15 protein-coding genes and 5 pseudogenes are annotated in these 20,912 nt (G+C 40.4%); 9 read left to right on the top strand and 11 right to left on the bottom strand.

What is annotated here, in order from left to right; genetic code table 11:
• Positions 1–39: 39 nt before the first annotated feature.
• From RS130_RS10225 to phoB, 4 genes are all read right to left on the bottom strand, one after another.
• Positions 40–624 (bottom strand): prolyl oligopeptidase family serine peptidase, encoded by a 585-nt coding sequence (locus RS130_RS10225; RefSeq protein ID WP_316025870.1) that lies wholly within the window; start codon positions 622–624, stop codon positions 40–42.
• On the bottom strand, positions 603–2,207 hold the full coding sequence (locus RS130_RS10220) for a S9 family peptidase (RefSeq protein ID WP_316025869.1): 1,605 nt from the start codon (positions 2,205–2,207) through the stop codon (positions 603–605). Before RS130_RS10220 ends, RS130_RS10225 begins: the two co-directional genes overlap by 22 nt.
• A gap of 199 nt (positions 2,208–2,406) precedes the next feature.
• On the bottom strand, positions 2,407–3,732 hold the full coding sequence (gene phoR, locus RS130_RS10215; RefSeq protein WP_316025868.1) for a phosphate regulon sensor histidine kinase PhoR: 1,326 nt from the start codon (positions 3,730–3,732) through the stop codon (positions 2,407–2,409).
• A 112-nt stretch (positions 3,733–3,844) separates the two neighbouring features.
• The gene (phoB, locus tag RS130_RS10210) at positions 3,845–4,534 is read right to left on the bottom strand and encodes a phosphate regulon transcriptional regulator PhoB (protein ID WP_316025867.1); all 690 of its coding nucleotides are present in this window, start codon (positions 4,532–4,534) and stop codon (positions 3,845–3,847) included.
• Between the two features lie 318 nt (positions 4,535–4,852).
• Here phoB and RS130_RS10205 point away from each other — a divergent pair.
• Positions 4,853–6,573, top strand: a pseudogene (locus RS130_RS10205) (sensor histidine kinase).
• A 92-nt stretch (positions 6,574–6,665) separates the two neighbouring features.
• On the top strand, positions 6,666–7,571 hold the full coding sequence (gene rdgC, locus RS130_RS10200) for a recombination-associated protein RdgC (protein ID WP_316025866.1): 906 nt from the start codon (positions 6,666–6,668) through the stop codon (positions 7,569–7,571).
• Positions 7,572–7,744: 173 nt separating this feature from the next.
• Here rdgC and RS130_RS10195 read toward each other — a convergent pair whose 3' ends face one another.
• Complete coding sequence (locus RS130_RS10195; protein WP_316025865.1) at positions 7,745–8,581, bottom strand: HDOD domain-containing protein; 837 nt, start codon at positions 8,579–8,581, stop codon at positions 7,745–7,747.
• 307 nt (positions 8,582–8,888) lie between these two features.
• On the opposite strand from RS130_RS10195, the pseudogene RS130_RS10190 reads away from it, so the two are divergent.
• Positions 8,889–10,577, top strand: a pseudogene (locus tag RS130_RS10190) (dipeptidyl-peptidase 3 family protein).
• 70 nt (positions 10,578–10,647) lie between these two features.
• Here the strand turns inward: RS130_RS10190 and RS130_RS10185 are convergent.
• The 4 genes and pseudogenes from RS130_RS10185 to folB form a co-directional block, all read right to left on the bottom strand.
• A complete protein-coding gene (locus RS130_RS10185; RefSeq protein WP_316025864.1) occupies positions 10,648–11,013 on the bottom strand; it encodes a histidine triad nucleotide-binding protein in 366 nt (121 codons plus the stop codon).
• Between the two features lie 12 nt (positions 11,014–11,025).
• Entirely contained in the window at positions 11,026–11,826 is an 801-nt protein-coding gene (locus RS130_RS10180) for an undecaprenyl-diphosphate phosphatase (RefSeq protein WP_316025863.1), read from the bottom strand.
• Positions 11,823–12,336: pseudogene (gene folK, locus RS130_RS10175) on the bottom strand (2-amino-4-hydroxy-6-hydroxymethyldihydropteridine diphosphokinase). Before folK ends, RS130_RS10180 begins: the two are co-directional and overlap by 4 nt.
• Before the next feature lie 5 nt (positions 12,337–12,341).
• Positions 12,342–12,701: a dihydroneopterin aldolase gene (folB, locus tag RS130_RS10170; protein WP_316025862.1), complete on the bottom strand. Its 360-nt coding sequence runs from the start codon at positions 12,699–12,701 to the stop codon at positions 12,342–12,344.
• Between the two features lie 76 nt (positions 12,702–12,777).
• On the opposite strand from folB, the gene plsY reads away from it, so the two are divergent.
• On the top strand, positions 12,778–13,374 hold the full coding sequence (plsY, locus tag RS130_RS10165) for a glycerol-3-phosphate 1-O-acyltransferase PlsY (protein WP_316025861.1): 597 nt from the start codon (positions 12,778–12,780) through the stop codon (positions 13,372–13,374).
• Positions 13,375–13,405: 31 nt separating this feature from the next.
• On the opposite strand, the pseudogene tsaD reads toward plsY, so the two are convergent.
• Positions 13,406–14,419, bottom strand: a pseudogene (tsaD, locus tag RS130_RS10160) (tRNA (adenosine(37)-N6)-threonylcarbamoyltransferase complex transferase subunit TsaD).
• 219 nt (positions 14,420–14,638) lie between these two features.
• Here tsaD and rpsU point away from each other — a divergent pair.
• The 5 genes and pseudogenes from rpsU to RS130_RS10135 all read left to right on the top strand — a co-directional run bounded on the left by rpsU (position 14,639) and on the right by RS130_RS10135 (position 20,076).
• The gene (gene rpsU, locus RS130_RS10155) at positions 14,639–14,854 is read left to right on the top strand and encodes a 30S ribosomal protein S21 (RefSeq protein WP_006991319.1); all 216 of its coding nucleotides are present in this window, start codon (positions 14,639–14,641) and stop codon (positions 14,852–14,854) included.
• A gap of 105 nt (positions 14,855–14,959) precedes the next feature.
• Entirely contained in the window at positions 14,960–15,406 is a 447-nt protein-coding gene (locus RS130_RS10150) for a GatB/YqeY domain-containing protein (protein ID WP_316025860.1), read from the top strand.
• A 149-nt stretch (positions 15,407–15,555) separates the two neighbouring features.
• A complete protein-coding gene (gene dnaG / locus RS130_RS10145) occupies positions 15,556–17,322 on the top strand; it encodes a DNA primase (protein ID WP_316028022.1) in 1,767 nt (588 codons plus the stop codon).
• Positions 17,323–17,615: 293 nt separating this feature from the next.
• A pseudogene (gene rpoD, locus RS130_RS10140) lies at positions 17,616–19,448 on the top strand (RNA polymerase sigma factor RpoD).
• A gap of 124 nt (positions 19,449–19,572) precedes the next feature.
• Positions 19,573–20,076, top strand: a complete 504-nt coding sequence (locus tag RS130_RS10135) for an NUDIX hydrolase (protein ID WP_316025859.1) — start codon at positions 19,573–19,575, stop codon at positions 20,074–20,076.
• Between the two features lie 189 nt (positions 20,077–20,265).
• Here the strand turns inward: RS130_RS10135 and RS130_RS10130 are convergent, their stop codons facing one another.
• Positions 20,266–20,847 (bottom strand): hypothetical protein, encoded by a 582-nt coding sequence (locus RS130_RS10130; protein WP_316025858.1) that lies wholly within the window; start codon positions 20,845–20,847, stop codon positions 20,266–20,268.
• Positions 20,848–20,912 lie beyond the last annotated feature (65 nt).

Below are 20,912 nucleotides of genomic sequence, written 5' to 3'. Positions count from 1 at the left end.
AGAGCGTTATCGAGAGGTTCGGCTTATCCAAAATTCAGGTTATTTAGTTATTCCGTGGGCTAATAGTGTAAACGCATACTCTTGTGCAAAGTCTTTTAAACGGCCGTATCTACCAGTATTGGCAAAATGCCCAGCCCCCATATTCATACGCATTACCAATAAATTATTATCGGTTTTTAGCGCACGCATTTTTGCCGTCCACTTAGCAGGCTCCCAATAGGTTACCCTAGGATCATTCAATCCACCTGTAACTAACATAGGTGGATATTCTCTGGCTTGAATATTGTCGTAAGGTGAATAGCTTGCTAGCAATTGATACACTTCCTTGCTTTCAATGGGGTTACCCCACTCGGTCCACTCTGGTGGTGTCAAAGGCAAGCTTTCATCTAGCATGGTATTTAATACGTCAACGAAGGGGACACCCAAGTTGGCTGATCGCCATAAATCGGGAGCTTGAATAACGGCAGCTCCCATCAATTCGCCACCAGCACTACGTCCTGCAATAGAAATATTTCCTTTGGCGACGTATTTTTGGTCAACCAGGTATTGAGCGACATCGACAAAATCATTGAAGGTATTCGTGCGTTTAGTTAGCTTACCATCTAAATACCATTGGTAACCCAACTCATCCCCCCTCTAACATGGGCAAAAGCATAGGCAAATCCTCTATCTAGCAAACTTAATCTAAGCGTTGAAAAATAAGGAGGTAAAGCAGTTCCATAGGCGCCATATCCGTACAAAAAAACGGGTTGACTAGCATCTTGTCTAAAGCCTTTTTTGTAAACTAAAGTCACTGGCACTTGCACACCATCTCGCGCTTTAGCCATCAATCTTTTGGTTTGATATTGATCTTTATCATAGCCGGATGGGATAGTACTGGCTTTTTGCAGCAGTAACGATTTTGCTGTTAGGTCATAATCGAAAACACTGACTGGGGTAATCATTGATTCGTAATTAATACGTAAATGAGTTTGCTTAAACTCGGGATTATTGCCTATGGAAACGTGAGCCACATCTTCTGGAAATTCGATTTCGTATGGCTTACTAGCATCAGGGTAAATACTGATCGACTCTAGACCTTGGATAGTCTGGCTTAGTGCAATAAAGTTGTCGAAGACTTTTAAATCAGTCAAGTAATGAGATTGATTACCCGCCACAACTGTTTGCCAGTGGCTATACCCCGGCATACTATCTTTAGTTTTAGAAAGCCTGAAATTGACATGAGTGTCATTTGAGAGCATATAAAAATAGCCGTTACCGTGATCCACAGTTAACAGAAAGTTTTGCTCTCGGCTGTTTAGTTGCATAGGCTTTTGGCTTAAATCCTTGGCGTCAAACACAGACACTTCGGTTTGCTCATAATTGCGTGCAGTCACCACAAAATATTGTTGGCTACTTGTTAAGCGAAAGCCCAAGTTAAATGTGTCGTCAGCTTCGCTGATGAGCACTTTATCTTGTGATTGAGGTTCTCCTAACTTATGCACACTCACACTTTTGGTGCGCCACTTTTCTTCCTCTAATAGGGTGTACACTATGCTTTGGCTATCCAAACTAAACGCGAGCTCACCGGCTGCGTTGATCAACACATCATCGAGATACGCATCTGTTGCTAAATTTTTTATTTTGATTACGGTACGTTCACTGCCATCGGTATCCACTGAATAGGCTAAAAGTTTGTTGTCGGGACTAATTTGCCAATCATCTAACGAAAAATATTCTTGCCCCTCGGATAGCTTGGCTTCATCAAGAAATATTTCTTCTTGAACACTTCCTAGCTTACGTCTGGCCCATGTCTTGTAGTCTTCGCCTTTTCGATAAAACCAGCGATACTCATAACCATTTTCTTGCCAAGGCACTGATTCATCACTTTCCTCTACGCGACCTTTAAACTCTTCAAATAAGGTATCAACAAGCTTGGCATGCGGGGCCAAAAAATCGTCGAAATATTTGTTCTCTGCCTGTAAATAGTCAATAACAGCTTGGTCGTCTACTTCAGGGTAGCTTTGGTCTCTAAGCCAATGATAATTATCCGACAAGGTTAAACCATGATATTCAGCTTGGTACTGCCTAATTTCTGCTTTCGGCGCCACCGAGGATATTGCTGAGATCCGTGGAAACGGCTCAGAGTCTTGCTGTGAACTACAGCCTTGCACGAATATCGCCATTAAAATCCCCCAAACAATACTAACAATATACATCCCTTTCATATTCACTTTCTCTACGAAATAGCGCTGATTTAAGCAATGAATATACCTTTGATTGGTCAAAATGCACGTTCTTTGCTTACATTTTTTCGCTGTAAATAAGTAAGGTGAGGCCGTTAATAGGCGATAGTGGGATACAACTTAAGCGTCATAGTCTCATCTGAATTGAGCTTGCCAGAAAAAGTGGCAGAGCGACGAAATCCTAGAGTTCAGGTTTATCGTCACTCTCGATAAGAGATATTAACTCTGGGGAAAAACGGCAACTAAACTCAGCACCTCGCCCAACAACACTCTCGATAACTAATTTAGTATTGTGGTGTGATAATACGTGTTTCACTATAGATAAGCCTAAACCAGAGCCACCGGTAGTGCGAGAGCGTGCTTTATCCACCCGGTAGAAACGCTCAGTCAAGCGCTCAATGTGTTCTGCCGCAATTCCTTCACCATTGTCTTTTACACTAAATTTAGCTTGCTGACCTTCAAAACCCCAAGTGACTTGAATTACCCCTCCCGGCGGTGTGTAATGGATTGCGTTAAAAATGAGGTTTGAAAAAGCACTTCTCAACTCAGTTTCTATCCCGTACACATACAAAATAGGCGAAATATCAAAAAATATTCTATGCTTCTTTTCTCGGTTTAGAGCTTCTGACTCGGCCTGTATTTGCCACAGAATTTGCGGAACATTGACCAGTTTTTCAAATGTTCTTTCAGTACTTGCTTCAATTCTTGATAACACCAATAACTCTTCAATTAAGCTCTGCATACGAGTCGATTGGGAGCGCATTTCGCTAATCGCTTTATTCATCATTTCCGGTGGCATGCTACCGTCTTCAGGGAGCATTTCTAAATAACCGTTGATAACAGTTAGCGGTGTTTTTAATTCATGGGAAACATTGGCTACGAAGTCTTTTCGCATTTTTTCAATTTGGATGAGTCGAGTGACATCCCTGATCAACAGCATTAAATCTTGTTCGCCGTAGGGTACAACCCTAATTTCCAGCACTTTAGATGAGTTAATAGGCGACCGTATTTCGATTGGTTTATCAAAGCGTTTTGATTTAAAAAAATCTCTGAATAGTGAAGATTTGATACTGTCATTAATATTCTGCCCAGTGTCCTCAGGCCATTTAATGCCTAATTCGATTCTGGCTAGTCTGTTGCACCAAGTAATACCACCTGTTTCATCCACCACAACGGCAGCATCTGGCAGTGCTTCAGCACCTTCTCGAAATCGACGAATGATTTCGCCTAAACCTTTACGTTTGTTTCGGTTACTTAATTTAGCGGCATAAACCCCTTCATAAATATTCGCCCATACGCCTCTAGAGTTAGGAGGTGTGATTCTTTTACTATGCCATAACCAATAATTTAACCGATGCAACCGCCAGTATTGTAACCCTAAAAGTATTAATGCTCCGCTCAAAATGCCGATAGAGAAGTATCCAAAGTAATACCCAAGGTAAGACGTCAATAACAGGAATATTGCTATCTGAGCCAAACCGAATACCCACATAAATCTATGATACATTTGCCGAATATCCCTTATTTTAGAAGTTGCATAAAACTTAATTCAAACACCTTGCTGTCATGGCAAAACATGCACCAAAGATCATTCCCCGTTAAAAACGGGACGACCCATCCTAAATTTTAGTGGAATACCTATAGCCTGCGCCACGAACAGTTTGGATCATATTCTCATGTGAAAACACCGATAAAGCCTTTCTTAATCGACGAATATGCACATCGACAGTTCTATCTTCAACATAAACGTTGGTTCCCCACACATTATCTAACAGTTGCTCACGACTATAAACACGTTCGGCGTGTGTCATAAAAAAATGTAACAACTTAAATTCTGTAGGGCCCATTTCTATTGGAGAATCGTTAGACGTCACTCGATGAGAAACAGGGTCAAGTCTTAAACCTTTAAATTCAATTGCGTCTTCGCTAGAGGTTGGTGTAACCCGTCGAATAACGGCTTTAACTCTGGCAACTAGTTCTTTAGGAGAAAATGGCTTAGTGACATAATCATCAGCCCCTGATTCTAGGCCTCTAATTTTGTCTTCTTCTTCACCCTTAGCAGTTAACATGATAATTGGAATATCTCGGGCATATTCATGCTGTTTCAATTTTTTTGCTAATTGAATACCTGTACCTCCAGGTAACATCCAATCTAACAAAATCAAATCAGGATATGGCTCAACAATTCTATCTAATGCCACTTGATAATCTTCAGCTTCGATCGTTTCATAACCCGATTGCTCAAGAACAAATTTTAACATGTCTCGAATCGGAGCTTCATCTTCAACTAATAATATACGTTTTGCCATGTGCGAATTCCTCGGTACTGAAAGCGAAGCTGATTATTCATACTTTTCATGACACTTTTATTAAATCCTTCATTTAAGTGTCATAAAGGTGGTTATTACTCATAATTTAAATTGAAATATTGTTATTTCATCAGTTCTTGGATATAAAAACACCTATTCTTTATTAAACTATCACTGCAAAATGAATTATTGGACGGCTTAAAGTGCAGCACCCAATTGATAAATAATCATTTAATGACTCTCCTTGTTTATTTTTTTGAATACGCATATTCTGTAACTAGGAAAGAACAAAACTTTAGCTAAGGGTGCTTGTCGGAAATGTCTAGTATAAAAAAAGGATTATCTAAAAAACTACTAGCTAGAGTGTTATCGGTATATTTCATTCTTACCCTTATAGTGACCAGTGGTCAAATTTTAACTGAATACCTGAATACTAAAAGCCATATTGAAAGTGAACTTCGGACCTTAAAAAATACTTTCAGCACCAGTTTAACCCGAGCTATATGGGAATTAAACACCCCACAGGCTAAGTCTATTGCTCAAGGTTTAATGGAATTGCCTATTATCGAAGGAGTACAAATTCGAGATGAAAATAGTAATTATATAGAAGATCTAGGCCGTACATCGAAATTATCCAATGAATCAATCACCAGAGGTGTAGTCAGAGATCATTCTGGTGGCACTTTTGGTTACAGCTTCCCACTGATTTTTGAGTTTTCGGGGCGCACCTCACTTGTTGGCGACGTAACCTTATATTCAAGTGTTGATATTATCTTTAGCCGCATAGAAGTTGGGATTTTCTTTTTGATTGGCAATGCCATAGTTAAAACGGCATTTTTAGTGTTTTTGTTTATGAGTGCCTTTCGCCAAATGTTAACTAACCCACTGAATGAATTAGCTCAACAAATTACCGATTTCCATTTAGATGATCCTGAATCTTCAAAGTTAGACTTAGGCATTGCTGATAACAATGAATTAAAACTATTAGAAACCTCTTACAACAAACTTATCGATGAAATGGCTGCTTATCAGTCCAAACTTGCGGGTACCCAAAAGAAGCTTGAAGATGCCAATATACGGTTAGATGAACAGAATATCTCCCTTGAAGAGGAAGTCGCGAAAAAAACCGCGACATTAAGCAAGATCATGCTAGATCTTGAGCAGCAGAAAGATGAATTACTGATCAATCAGCGAGAATTACGCCAAGAGAATGAAAACCGTAAATTTATTGAAGATGAGTTGCGAAGTAGAAACAATGAACTTGCTTCATCAATGGAAACCATTCAACTAGCTAAAGACCAATTAATTGAATCTGAAAAGCTGGCATCTCTCGGTGGCTTAGTTGCAGGTATAGCCCATGACGTAAATACCCCACTAGGTGTCAGTATTACCGCTACCAGCTTTTTAGAAGAACGGTTAAATAAACTACAGACAGCCTATCAAGAAAAAACACTTACCGGCAATACTATGGCAACTTTCATTGAAGACGCTAAGCAAACAACCGTATTGTTAACTAATAATCTAAACCGTGCTTCCGACTTGATATCTAGTTTTAAACAAGTCGCTGTAGACCAAACAAGTGAAGCGGTGCGAGAAATTAACGTTTGCCAGTATTTGACTGAAGTTGTTCAATCGTTAGCGCCGAGCTTGAAAAAACCAAACACACTATTGACGTGATTTGTCAGAAAGAACTCACTATCAGATGTGCCCCTAGTGTACTTGCGCAAATTTTTACTAACATGATTATGAATTCGATAATTCATGGTTTTGAAGATATGGAAAAAGGCGAAATTAAAATTGATGTTAGTCAACTTGATGATCAGCTAGTTATCGATTATGCAGACAATGGTAAAGGTTTATCTAGCGATGCATTAGAGAAACATTTCGAAGCCTTTTATACGACTAAACGAGGTAAAGGAGGCAGTGGCTTAGGCACACACATTATGTTTAATTTGGTTACTCAAACCCTTAAAGGGAAAATTGATGCCATCAGTGCGCCAAACGAAGGCTTACAATATAAAATCAGAATCCCTATGTAAAAACTTCGGTCATTCATGGCTACAACTTACAATTCCTGCTACCCTTTCTCTCTTTTTATTCTTATAAAATAGCCTTACACTGGATACGATATATGTGGTTTAAGAACCTAAAACTATACACCCTCACACAGTCCGTAGATATTACCGAACAAGATCTAGAAGCGAAGTTAGCGGAATTTAAATTTCGTCCATGCGGCAGTCAAGAACTCGCCACAATGGGTTGGGGTTCACCATTCAACCAAGGCGAAACGCTAATACATGTTACAGCAGGGCGAGTTTGGTTAACTTTAAAAAAACAAGAACGCATCTTACCCGCTGCAGTCGTTAACGCAGAACTAGCCGACAAAGTTGCCTTGATCGAAGCAGAAACGGGTTCGCCCGTCGGCAAAAAAGCCCAACAAGATATTAAGCAAGAAATCATTCAGCGTTTGTTACCACAGGCATTTACTAAGAATAGTTTCACCCACGGATTTATATCGTGGAAAGACAACCTAGTGGTGGTTGACGCTGCCGCAGATGGAAAAGCAGAGGCCTTCTTAGCCATGTTACGTAAAGCCATTGGCTCATTGCCTGTAATGCCTATGGCCAGACAATCTGTCCAAGCTGAATTAACTGCTTGGTTGCAAGATGACGCCACCCCATCAGATATTAGTATTTTAGAGGAGGCTGAGCTTAAGGCACTGGAAGATGAAGGGGCAATAATACGCTGTAAAAACCAAGATTTATTCAGTGAAGAAATCGCGAATCATTTAGCGGCAGGAAAATCCGTGCAAAAGATTGCATTTGAGTGGAATGAAACCTTGCAAGCCATCATTCAAGAAGACTTAAGTATCAAACGACTTAAATTTACCGATGTTATCGTAGAACAAAATGACGATATACCGAAAGATCAACAGTTAGCGAGACTAGACGCTAATTTTGCCCTGATGTCGGGAGAAGTAGTGAAGTTCGCTGAACGACTAAAAGTGATTTTTCAGTTAGATAACGAAGAGCAATAATAGGTAACCTGAATCCTGGATAAACCAAACCTCTGGATAACGCTCTTTTTGTATCTAGTGGCGTTGGATTGTTTAGCTTAAACGATACTTTTTATCCATAACTCAGGTTATGTAGAAAATACAGAGCTGATACTTAGCTTCAGCTCTGTAGAAATATTTTATCTAGCGCTGAATTAAGCAAAAATTAATTTAGCGTTGTCTCGCAACTCAGCAAAGTCCTCAGACAATAAATCAGAGAATTGATTAACGATACCCTTGCTCACCGCCAACTCAAACACTTCATCTTTATGTTCTTCCAAACGCCCACAAAGTGCAGCTCCTAAGCGTACTAAATCTAAGTATGAGATAGCGTCAGTTTGAACAGACATATCTTTAAAATAGGCAGCAACTTGAATAAAGTCGGACTCAAATCCCCACTCTTTCATGATACTGGCACCAATTTTTCCCGACAATTTATCAATCGCCGCATCCAAAAAGGTCAGATTAGCGAACACTTCAGAATGACGTTCGGCTTCAGTTAGTACGGGTAGCACACCTATGTTATTAATGAGTGCGGCCAGCATCATAGATTCTAAAGAAAGAAGGCGGTTCTTAGTTTGCCTTATGTGTATTTGCAACACCGCCAAAGAGCTCGCTACCACTTCTATGGTATCGGCCCAAACTCGATCCATGTACTCTTTTACGACATCGTTTTTAGATACAAACAGTTGTTCCATGGCTAGTGCCGTAGAAATATTCTTAATTTGACGTAAACCAATACGCGTAACAGCTTGTTGAGTAGAGGTCACTTTAACCGCTCTACCTAAATAAGCACTATTCGATATTTTGATCATACGAGCACACAAAGAAGGATCTTGACCTAAAACGTCAGCCATAGCATTTAGGTTAATATTTGGATCATCGGCGGCACGCCTTACCTTTAATGCAATAGCAGGTAGCGTCGGCAAGACCAATGTGTCATTGTTAATTTTTTCAACCAAAATTGTTAATAATGCATTTTCTGTATACATATTATTACCCGTAATCATTGAGCAACCGAATCGGTCAGTCGTATTAATTTTGTTCTCTTAAGCTATATCCAATCGGACCTAAACTTAGATTGCCGTATCTTTCGGATTCCAGCTAACTCACTTAACCAACTTGAAAGCACTATCAAATACAATGAATTGATGAATCTGAAAGAACTTAAATGCTAGCATATTTTTTGCTTCTAACTAGTCTTGTTAGCTCATATGCCGTGAAATATTTGTTATATTTCCAAATGTTCTATTTTTCTCAATAGATATTAACCTTTATATATCGGAAACATTATGAAAAATCTTTTGTAAATCAGTTATTTCAACCTTAGTAGTGGGAGCACTATCCACTTTACTATATTCCTGTGACAACACAACTACTGAGCCAACACTGCAAGTTAAAGATCCCGTTCCAGATCAATATCAATTAATCAACGATGACCATAGTCGACTGGATATTTATCATCAAGTTGAGCTGACTGCAGACCTTTCTCATTTAAGTGCCAATCAAAAAGCAATGTTAAGCATACTAATTGAAGCGTCTGAAATAATGGATGAGTTATTTTGGAAACAAGCTTTCTATCAACCTAAAGAGCAATTTCTATCACAAATATCAGATACCAAAGTAACCGACTTTATACGCATCAACTATGGGCCTTGGGACAGATTGGATGGTGATAAAATTTTACTCAGCCATATTCAAGAAAAGTCACCAGGCCGCCGAGTTTTATCCTAAAGACATGACTAAAGCTGAATTCGAGAAAGCTGATTTTACCGACAAACAAGGTCTGTACTCCGTTGTACGTAGAGACAAAAATGGCCAGCTCTATACTATTCCCTATTCATCCTATTATGCCAAAGAACTAAAACAGGCTGCGGCTTTGTTGACTAAAGCGGCGGAATTGGCTGATGACGATAGTTTCGCAGAATATTTAGAAATGCGCGCCAAAGCATTACTGACAAATGACTACCAGGCGTCAGATTTTGCTTGGATGAACATGAAAACAAATCCGATTGAATTAGTTTATGGTCCGATTGAAACGTATGAAGATCAACTCTACGGATACCGCGCCGCATTTGAAGCTTATGTCTTGATTAAAGATTTAGAATGGAGCGACAAACTGAGTAAATATGCCGCTTATTTACCAGAGCTACAGAAAGGCTTACCCGTTGCGGATAAATATAAAGCACAAATGCCCGGCAGCAACGCAGACTTAAATGCTTACGACGTAATTTATTACGCTGGGCACTCAAATGCGGGTAGTAAAACGATTGCCATTAATTTACCCAATGATGAAGAGGTACAATTACAAAAAGGCACCCGTAGACTGCAACTAAAAAACGCCATGCGAGCTAAGTTCGATAATATTCTACTGCCCATTGCTGATCAGTTAATTGTCCCAGAACAAAGAAAACACATTACATTCACGGCATTTTTTGCCAATACCATGTTTCATGAAGTGGCTCATGGTTTAGGTATAAAAACAGTTTTGGGCACAAAGCAAACAGTTAGACAAGCGCTAAAAGAGCACGCATCTGCATTGGAAGAAGGTAAAGCCGACATTTTGGGCTTGTACATGGTGCAGCAACTTTTGGCCAAAGGCGATATAACTGAAGGGGTATTAGAAGACTATTATGTCACTTTCATGGCTGGTATTTTTCGCTCAGTCCGTTTTGGCGCTAGCTCCGCCCATGGTAAAGCGAATATGATCCGCTTTAATTTCTTCCAGCAGCATCAAGCTTTTAGCAAAGGTGATGACGGACTGTATCGCGTAAATATGCTAAAAATGAATAGCGCTATTACTGCCCTAGCAAACAAAATACTCACACTGCAAGGTGATGGCGATTATAAAGGTGTAGCTAAATTAGTAGCGGAAATGGGGGTATTCAGCCGCAATTACAAAGTGACTTAGATAAATTGACTAAAGCTGCTATCCCCGTAGATATTGACTTTAAACAAGGTCTAAAAGTACTAGGGTTAGCGCAATAATATTAGTGCCCACAACGGCCATATTCTTTGTATAAGATGGCCGTTGTAAAATATTGAGTAGCGTTAAGAGTTAGCCTGTTTTTAATGTAGCTTGATACGGCGGCCAACCCAACGCTTTCCCCGCCAATACGTGCAAATGAATGTGATAGACAGTTTGTCCGCCATCTTCATTGCAGTTCATCACTGCGCGGTAACCATCCTCAGCAAACCCTTGCTCTTTTGCAATAGTTGCCGCGACCCAATATAAATGGCCAACGAGCGCCTTATCTTCGACTTGAATATCGTTGATTGTGGCAATCGGCTTTTTCGGGATCACTAAAAAGTGTATCGGTGCCTGAGGATTGATATCCTTAAAGGCCAATGCCAAATCATCTTCATACAAAATTTCAGCAGGTATTTCTTTATTAATAATTTTGGAAAAAATAGTGTCGGACATAACAGCTCCTTTTTATAGCAATACAAATAGCAACAGTGCTACACCTAGGACCAATCGATAAATCACGAATGGCAACATACCTATTTTAGATATCCAAGCTAAAAACAAGTAAATACAAGCATAGGCACTAACAAAGGAAAATACTGCGCCAAATAACAACGCATACCAATCAATTGCAGCAGGGCTATCTAACAAATCAAGCGTTGCCAGCAAACCTGCGCCCAGAATGACAGGAATGGACAGTAAAAATGAAAATCTTGCGGCACTCTCTCGGTTCAACCCCAACATCAGGCCTGCAGTCATAGTAATACCCGAACGAGATGTACCAGGAATAATGGCGATAGCTTGAGCTATACCTATCACTAACGCATTTTTCCAAGTAATTTGGGTAATATTCTTACTTAAGTTGGCTTTTTTATCTGCATACCAAAGCAACAACCCAAACACTATTGTTGTAATAGCTATTACCAAAGCCGACCTAGCATATTCTTCAATAAAATCTTTTAGTAAAAAACCAAATATAACCGCTGGAATAGTCGCTAGGATAACCCACCAAGCTAACTTACTGTCTGCTGATTGCTGACGGCTAAACCCTTGTCCTAACCAAGCGACAACTAGACGCCCAATATCTTGACGAAAATAAATCATGACCGCTAATAAACTACCAACATGTACTGCAACATCGTAAGCCATACCCTGATTATTCCAACCAAATACTTCCGACGGTAATATTAAATGCGCAGAGCTAGAAATGGGCAAAAACTCAGTTAATCCTTGGATAATTGCCAGAATTATAATTTCAAATAAGGTCATGATTCGTTAGAACTCCATTCAAATGTAATTGCCCAAAGTTTTTGTTTGGACTGGTCATATTGTTGCCACAATGTGGCATAAGATTTTTTTTCAATAGGGTGTATGATGTCGCCGGCAATTTCGGCTAAGGGTTGTAGCACAAAAGCGTTATACAATATTTCGGCACGAGGCAGTTCGATTGGTGATGTCATGATTTGTTGATCATACAACAGCAAATCTAAATCCAAAGTACGAGGAGAAAACTTTTCGGCTCCCCTTTCACGCTTGTTGTTTTGTTCAATTTGCTTGAGCACTTTACATACTCCAGCTACCGATAATACAGTTTCGGCTTTTACCACTAAGGTTATAAAAATTACTGCCAGTAAATCCTACTGACTCACTCTCGTAAACCGACGACAATTGTAATTCACCAAACGCTTGATACAAGCCTTGTAGTCCCGCTTTAGTATGTTTTTCTCTTTCTACGTTGCTGCCTACACTAATATATATAAGATGTGTTTTATTCTGCACTCCGCTCACCGACGTTGTCCTCGACTAAACTCTACAGCCACATTTTTAGCATTGGCTAAAATGTCAGGTTTACTGAGCTTTAAGCGCACGTTTTCAACCGCTGGAAACGCCTGCAAAAGACTATCGACCAGATGGCTTGCCAGTGCTTCAATGAGTTTAAATTCGCTATCTTTAGCAACAGCAATTAGCTTTTGCGCGACGAGCGCATAGTTGAGTGTGTCGTTTACATTATCTGACTGAGCTGCGACAGATAAGTCTGCCTGCAACTCAATATCGAGGAGCAATCGTTGCTGATTTTTTCTTTCCCAGTCGTACACGCCAATCAGCGATAAGACCTCTAGTCTCTCAATATGAATTTTATCCATTCGTGATCCGCGCTGCAATTTTTTGTAGATTGTTATATTCTGGCCGAATTGTAACTCATTCTTTTAGCACAAGTACATGACAGCTCTTACTATATTAATGCTAGCTATTGCTTATTTGCTCGGTTCTATTTCCAGTGCGGTATGGGTGTGTCGGTTATTTTCATTGAATGATCCTCGGGAGTCCGGTTCTGGTAATCCAGGAACAACCAATGTTTTGCGGATAGGGGGACGATTTCCAGCGTTGTTAGTTTTAGTATTCGATGTGCTAAAAGGTACCGTTCCGGTCTGGTATAGCTACCATTTAGGGTTGGAGCCAGTCTACCTAGCGTGCGTTGCCGTCACGGCTTGTTTGGGACATATGTTTCCTTTATTTTTTAGATTTAAAGGAGGCAAAGCTGTGGCGACTGCCTTCGGGGCATTATTGCCTTTAGGTTTAGGTCTAGCTTCAATCATTTTACTCAGCTGGTTAATCGTATTGTATTTAAGCGGCTATGCTTCTTTAGCCGCTATCGTCGCTTTCAGTCTAGCGCCCATCTTTACTTGGCTAATTAAACCTGATTACGCGATTCCGGTGGCAATTTTAAGTAGTCTTATTATTCTCAGGCACAGACCGAACATAATCAGGCTATTGCGTAAGCAAGAAACAAAAATTGTTTACAAGAACAACAAGTAACTTGCGCAGCATGCTTTATCTACTAATGATGCTATATCGCCGACAAGTCTTCCAATGACCACCTTGGTTTAGCTTTAGTACTTAAACCTTCAGTTTCACCAGCTTTTAGTCGTTGCAGACCAGCGTACGCTATCATGGCACCATTATCGGTACAAAATTCTAGCCGAGGATAAAATACCTCGCCTTTAATATTTTTCATCATCACCGAGAGTTGCTCTCGCAATTGCTTATTGGCGCTGACTCCTCCGGCAATCACCAAACGCTTCAGCTTGGTTTGCTTCAGTGCGCGTTTGCACTTTATTGCTAAGGTATCAACTACTGCCTCCTGAAAAGCATAAGCAATATTAGCGTGAGCCTGTTCACTACCATCACAATCACGAATGGTATTGGCGGCAAAGGTCTTTAATCCACTGAAACTAAAATCGAGTCCAAGGTTTTAACGTCATCGGCCGAGGAAATTGATAATGCCCCCCTCACCTTTTTCTGCTAACTTCGCTAACAGCGGCCCACCGGGATAGTCTAATCCTAATAATTTTGCAGTTTTATCAAAAGCTTCACCCGCTGCATCATCGACCGATTCACCTAACACTTCATAACGCCCTATGCCGTCGACTCTAACCATCATAGAATGCCCGCCGGACACTAACAACGCAACAAAAGGAAAAGCCGGAATAGGATCATCCAACATAGGTGCTAATAAATGGCCTTCCATATGATGCACCCCAACAGCGGGTAAATTCCAGGCGTAAGATAAACTGCGAGCCACAGAAGACCCCACCAATAGCGCCCCCACCAATCCAGGACCTTTAGTAAACGCGATACCATCTAAATCTCGCTCAGTACAGTCTGCTTCCAACATTGCCTGTTTAATTAGCGGGATAATTTTTCGTACGTGATCACGAGACGCTAACTCAGGTACAACGCCACCATAGTCGGCATGTAACTTTACTTGGCTGTACAATTGATGAGACAACAAACCTTGTTGCTCATCGTAAATTGCTACTCCGGTTTCGTCGCAAGACGTTTCAATTCCTAAAACTCGCATAATTCTATTATTTATCTGAAAAAACTGACGGCATTTTACTGTTCTGAGGTGAAAGCGCCAATTTAATATTAAATTTGTTTGAAGATATCCACTTTTTAACCGAACAAGGCTTTACTTCTGGTGAGGATATGATTAGAATTCCGCACCATTTTTAACCGAGCTGGCTACATAATGTACCGGGTCGATATATATTTTATTATTTTTTGAGGTGAGATTTTAATGCCAATCGTTAAAGTTAGAGAGAACGAACCTTTTGATGTTGCATTGCGTCGTTTTAAACGTTCATGTGAAAAAGCAGGTGTACTTTCTGAAGTTCGTCGTCGCGAATTTTTTGAAAAGCCTACTTGGGAACGTAAGCGTAAGAAAGCTGCTGCTAAGAAACGTCTTTTGAAGAAGTTATCTCGCGAAAACGCTCGTCGCATCAGACTGTACTAATCTCTCCTTTGGCGTGTCCGTCTTAGTACCTATGTACTATGAACGCTGACACGCCAGAAGAAGTTTTATCACTCGTCCTTTTTCCGTTTTTCATTGAGTCAAGAAATGTCAGTATTAGATGATTTAAAAAATGCACAAAAAGATGCTATGCGTGCTAAAGACAAAGTACGTCTTGGTACTATACGTATGACTTTGGCTGCAGTAAAACAGCGTGAAGTTGATGAGCGCATTGAGCTCAATGACAGCGATGTGATTGCGATACTTACCAAAATGGTAAAACAGAGAAAAGATGCAGCAAGCCAGTTTAAAACAGCAAATCGCCAAGATTTAGTTGATGTTGAACTTGCAGAAATAGTTATATTAGAAGAATTTCTACCGCAACCATTAAGTGAAGACGAACTAAGTGCTCTAATTGTGCAAGCAATGGAAGAAACAGACGCTTCCGGTATGCAAGATATGGGTAAAGTCATGGGCTGGTTAAAACCAAAAGTTCAAGGCCGAGCTGATATGGGGCAATTAAGCGGCAAGATTAAGGCACAGCTTAACGCCTAGTGTCATGAACCATGATATAGCATTTCTACAAACCGCACCTAGATGCGGTTTGTTCATTTTTACCAGTCCGGTTTTGAAATATTGTCGTTACTTACGCCCACATTATGGCATCATGCTTAACCCTTAGCCATGTAATTAAAGAAGGTAAAATGTCAGGTCGTATCCCCCGTGAATTCATTGATGACATCATTGCACGTTCAGATATTGTTGAATTGATCGATAGTCGTGTCTCCTTGAAAAAAGCGGGACGCAACTACCAAGCGTGCTGCCCATTTCACAATGAAAAAAGTCCTTCTTTTACGGTAAGCCAAGATAAACAATTTTATCATTGCTTTGGTTGCGGGGCCCACGGCAATGTCATAACCTTTTTAATGGAATTTGATCGCCTCGAGTTTCCTGAAGCTATCGAAGAGCTAGCCCAATACCACAGCGTAGAAGTCCCTCGCGAAAAAGGTGGGGCACCAGCATTAAGCAAAGAGCAAAAACAACAAAAAGGCAATGACTACGAGTTAATGGAAAAAGTAACTAAATACTTTGCCCAACAACTCAAGAACCATCCTCAAAAAGACAAAGCCATTGACTACTTAAAAGGGCGCGGGCTCAGTGGTGAAGTAGTTAAAGCATTTGATATGGGCTATGCCCCACCCGACTGGGATTCAGTTTTGAAGACCTTTGGAATCAATCCCGAAGCACAGCAACAATTACTCGATTTAAAACTCATTACCGAAAATGATAACCGCCGACGCTTCGACTTCTTTCGTGACCGCATCATGTTCCCAATCCGAGATAAACGAGGTCGGGTGATTGGTTTCGGTGGCCGAGTATTGGAAGATGGCGGCCCCAAATACCTAAACTCTCCAGAAACGAGGATTTTCCACAAAGGCCACGAATTATACGGATTTTATCAAGCGAAACAGGCTCACAGAAATTTAGCCAAGGTTATGATTGTTGAAGGTTATATGGATGTGGTTGCCCTTGGTCAATTTGGTATAGACTATGCCGTCGCATCATTAGGAACTGCCACCACAGCAGAACATATTCAGATGTTATTTCGCGCCACAAGCGAAATAATCTGCTGCTATGATGGTGATAGAGCTGGCCGCGAAGCAGCTTGGCGAGCACTAGAAAACGCCTTACCTTATTTAAAGGACGGGGTTCAGATGAAGTTTTTATTCTTACCCGATGGCGAAGACCCGGATACTTTAATACGTAAGATTGGTAAGCAAGCGTTTGAACAGCAACTTCAATCCGATTCTGTACCACTATCTAAATTCTTTTTTAATAATTTACTGCAACATCATCATGTCAGCAGTAATGAAGGTAAAGCAGCACTAAAAGCTGAGGCAATGCCATTAATCGAGCAAATCGTTGGGGATAATATTCGTGCTAGTTTATTAGCTGACCTCAGCAGTCATATGGGTGAGCACAATAAACACAAGCTAGAAAGCGACATCGCCAATGCGAACCGTCACAAAGGCCTTGCGAAGCAAGATTTTAAGACGCCGAATAAGAGTACAATTTCACCGGTACGTATGATGATACGGCTTCTATTAGATGACCCTAGTTTGGCCACAACATGCAGTACGTCAGACCCATCTCCGTTACTCAACACTTCTATCCAAGGTGTGGGCATGCTAAATGAGCTTTTTCAATATTGCAAAAGTAAGCCCACCGCCAATACCGCCCAAGTTTTAGAGTATTTTAGGGGGCACCCCGCTAGTCCTCATTTAGCAAAATTGTTGAGTTGGGAATACGCCGAACAAAATCAGCAAGCGGTATTTGAAGATAGTTTTACCAAATTACTCGATTGGCACTTGCAAGGCCGCATGGATGAACTATTTGCTAAATCTCGAACAAGTTTTTTAACTAATGAAGAAAAACAAGAGCTCAACCTACTTGTAAAAGAGCAAAAGTAGCCCAATATTGAGTAGTCTGTTGTGAAATAATGCCCTATTTCGACATACTTAATTAACTATTCAAACAGTAAGTCCAAAACAAGACTTTAAATTGATCGAAATTCATACAGCAAAATGCAACATACGCTAGCCCTAAAGCAGTTAAGTCTGCTATACTGGCTAATTCGCTCAGGTCTCTTGATGTCATATTAATAGGCTTGGCAAATCCAAGAAATTTACGACGTATTGTTTTTTAATTTAAATTTAGAAACATGATACGGATTTTTAATTATTTTCAAGAAGTGTAAGGTTATATGGTGCAAAGCAAGCAGTCGCAGATAAAACTCCTCATTGCTAAAGGTAAAGAACAGGGCTATTTGACTTTCGCGGAAGTTAACGACCACCTTCCACAAGATATTGTCGATTCAGACCAAATCGAAGATATTATCCGCATGATAAACGACATGGGCATCAAGGTATTTGAAACTGCCCCTGATTCTGATGAACTTTTAATGCAAGAAAGTGACACTGACGAAGAAGCGGCAGAAGCGGCAGCTCAGGCACTTGCGACAGTTGAAAGTGAAATTGGCCGAACCACGGACCCAGTCCGCATGTACATGCGAGAAATGGGAACCGTTGAACTTCTGACCCGTGAAGGCGAAATTGTTATCGCTAAACGTATCGAAGAAGGCATTAACCAAGTGCAATGTTCGGTAGCTGAGTACCCTGAAGCCATTACTTACTTACTTGACCAATGGGACTTGTTTGAAGCTGAAGAAATTCGTCTTAGCGACATTATTATAGGTTTTGTCGATCCAAATGAACAAGACGTAGCACCTACCGCTACTCATATTGGTTCTGAATTGTCTGAAGAAGAATTAGATGACGAAGACGATGACAATGAAGACGATGAAGACGAGGAAGAAGAAGATACTGGGCCTGATCCAGAACTTGCTCGTGAGAAATTTGAAGCGTTACGTGTGCAATATGAAAAAGCCCGCGATGTCATTAGCGCTAAAGGTCGTTCACATAAAGCTGCTCGCACTGAAATAAATGAGTTAAGTGAAATATTTAAAGAGTTTAGATTAACGCCTAAACAATTTGACCGTATGGTTAAAAACATGCGTAGCATGATGGACCGTATTCGTGTTCAAGAACGTATAGTAATGAAGCATTGCGTTGTTAGCGCTAAAATGCCGAAGAAAGATTTCATCAAAGCATTTGCAGGCAATGAAACCACAACTGACTGGTTGTTCGAAATATTAAATTCATCTCTGCCTTATGCGGAAGAGATTAAAGAACACTAGGAAGAGCTAGAACGCGCAATCAGTAAAATGAATGCCGTAGAAGAAGAAACAGGCTTAATCATAGCCGATATTAAAGATATCAATCGCCGCATGTCTATTGGTGAAGCCAAAGCAAGACGTGCTAAAAAAGAAATGGTAGAAGCCAATTTACGTTTGGTTATATCAATCGCGAAAAAATACACTAACCGTGGATTACAATTCTTGGATCTTATTCAAGAAGGTAATATTGGTTTGATGAAGGCGGTAGATAAGTTTGAATATCGTCGAGGTTATAAGTTCTCGACATATGCCACTTGGTGGATACGTCAAGCGATCACCCGTTCAATTGCTGATCAGGCGCGTACCATTCGTATCCCAGTACATATGATTGAGACGATTAACAAATTGAATCGTATATCTCGTCAAATGTTACAAGAAATGGGCCGTGAACCAACCCCTGAAGAGTTGTCTGAACGCATGTTAATGCCAGAAGATAAAATTCGTAAGGTGTTAAAAATCGCTAAAGAGCCAATTTCGATGGAAACCCCTATCGGTGATGATGAAGATTCACACTTAGGTGACTTTATTGAAGATAGCACGATAATTCAGCCTTTGGACTCTGCTACTGGTGGCAGTCTAAAAGATGCCACCCAAGAAGTATTAGCCGGCCTAACCGCCCGTGAAGCTAAAGTACTAAGAATGCGTTTTGGTATCGATATGAATACTGACCATACTCTTGAAGAAGTAGGTAAGCAATTTGATGTAACCCGTGAACGTATTCGTCAAATCGAAGCGAAAGCATTGCGTAAGCTTCGTCACCCTAGTCGCTCCGAACAACTTAAGAGTTTCTTAGACGAATAAGTTTGATACTCAACACTTAAAATGCCAGATAGCTAATCACTGTCTGGCATTTTTGTTTGTGAATATGATGTTTCGCCTTATCACTCTACATAAAATCGCTCTACGAGCGTTGTAAGGACTTATTTTGTTTAAAGTATTATTCATGATGTCCTTGGTCGCTGTAATTTCCAGTTGCACTAAAGAAATACCCGCAGACCCAGCTTGCCGCACTCAGAAACAGTCAGTAAGTTTACCTCCCGCCAATGCTGTATGTCTTATTAAATTAAATGGCAAGCTGGTTAGCATAAAAAATAAGAACGCAGAGTTTTGGCAGTTACCATATGCTAAGCAACAAATGCACACTAGTGCCCAATGTACCGCTCATCGATCAGCATGGAAAACCACTGGGCTGAACGTATCTGTAGGTAAACTGCTATTTGTCGACAAGTTAACTACTCATTATTTTGCTTGTCTTGCGAGCAGTCAGTTTTCTAACCAGCAACATGACTTGCCTGTTCCAAACTGGCTTTCCCACAGAATAGAAAAAATCGACTTAGTCGATCCTTACCTAAAAACTGAGGATTATTGGGGGAAACAAATAGATATTATTAAATTAAGACAAGCGTTTGTTCAGTTAGAAAGTGAATGATCGGAAGTTTATCCCACCATTTAATTATTTATACCTACCCGTACTAGTACAATACTATCCAAACCAATAAAAAGGCGGCTAAGAATACTTGGCCGCCTTTGGTACTGTCGAGCATTGCTATATAATAACCACCCCAATCTATATCTATGCGCTTAGAACGATCAAGCGAATTCTAGATTCTCATGCAGATTAGGACTTACGTGCCCATCCCATCAAAAAGATGGCTGCGAAAGAAAATATCGCTAATGTAGCAGGGGCAGACACACCTACCGAGCCACTATCAGCTACAGTAATACTGGTTGATGCGCTGTTAAAAATAGCTGGGTTGAAAAAATCCACTGTCGTAAAGCCTTCGAATATGTCACCGCTAGTAGTTGCAGTAGATAAAGTCGTTGTACCTGCACCAACAGCTAAAAATTCAAAGCTTCCCAATAATATATCAGCGCCGAAAACACCGCTTGGAATTGGTGAATTACCCGCTAGGGTGTCGCTATCTGCGCTAAATCCAGGTAAAAAACTCGTCCCCAAAGAAAAACTATTTAAAGCAATGACACCATTGTCAAATACCGCATCTAGTCCCCAAGCTATGATTGCGTCAGATGGAGTGAGTGCATCCACGTACAAGTCCACAGTAAAGGTGTCACTTACGTCTACAGCAATGTTTGTCTGGTCAAATGATAATACAAGTGCAGCTTGAGTACTGAACGCGCTTACCAACAAGGCACTTGCTAAAACGAATGAACGAGCTAATTTTTTACTAATATGTTTCATAATTTACTTCTCATAATTTTGATTTTGGCTATGCACATAGTACATAGCCTTCTGATTATTATTTA

Source organism: Paraglaciecola aquimarina (assembly GCF_032464635.1).
Classification (GTDB): Bacteria; Pseudomonadota; Gammaproteobacteria; order Enterobacterales; family Alteromonadaceae; genus Paraglaciecola; species Paraglaciecola aquimarina.
The sequence above is the reverse complement of the archived record's forward strand: the minus strand, read 5'-3'. Positions and strand labels throughout refer to the sequence as shown.